Origin of the sequence: Bifidobacterium sp. MSTE12 (genome assembly GCF_000513015.1) — a bacterium.
Lineage (GTDB): Bacteria > Actinomycetota > Actinomycetes > Actinomycetales > Bifidobacteriaceae > Bifidobacterium > Bifidobacterium dentium.
In genome coordinates this window covers 1-539 of record NZ_AZYA01000044.1, presented here as the reverse complement: position 1 = coordinate 539, position 539 = coordinate 1, and the positions used below count along the sequence as shown (strand labels likewise).

The window sequence follows — 539 nt, the reverse complement described above, 5'->3', positions numbered from 1 at the left end:
TGTCGCTTTTCCCTCAGAGCAGGCTGAACAGCAGGACGGCCATCGCCACGATGTACAGGACGAATAAGATCCGAATGAGCGTCGTCGTCGACCCGTTGCCCGAGGGACGGCAAGCAGCGATGACGAGCAACACGATCGAGACGGCAACCAATGCGATTGCGATCCACCACAGCACCGTGGCGGACTGCGATGTGCCATGAAGCCGGCCAGCGACGAACAGGACCGTGGAAAGCGCCATCAGTATGCCGTTGAGCCTGACCGAGATATCCGATGTATGTTCATGGCGGACGAACGCCAAGTATGCCGAAATCACCACCGCTAGGATGATTCCCGTCATGCCGGCCCAAGATAATATCTGATGAATGGCATCCATGACTACCGCCTTTCACCGTTTTGCATAATGCGAGAGAACGGGATCTGCTGTGATCTTCTTATGTCTAATTGTATGTGGAACGATGAGCGGTTCGTCGGACCGCCCCCTCTGATGCATGCATCCTGACCTCGCAGACGGAATTCCGTTCCGTCACTGTATGCGAGGT

At 55.7% G+C, this 539-nt stretch carries 1 protein-coding gene; it reads right to left on the bottom strand.

Annotated features, from left to right (window positions below):
* Positions 1-13: 13 nt before the first annotated feature.
* The gene (locus HMPREF1494_RS11830) at positions 14-373 is read right to left on the bottom strand and encodes a hypothetical protein (protein WP_231495416.1); all 360 of its coding nucleotides are present in this window, start codon (positions 371-373) and stop codon (positions 14-16) included.
* Positions 374-539 lie beyond the last annotated feature (166 nt).

What these genes read in the sequence shown, in the direction of transcription:
- HMPREF1494_RS11830 (WP_231495416.1), bottom strand. Translation starts at nt 373, where the DNA reads ATGGATGCCATTCATCAGATATTATCTTGGGCCGGCATGACGGGAATC.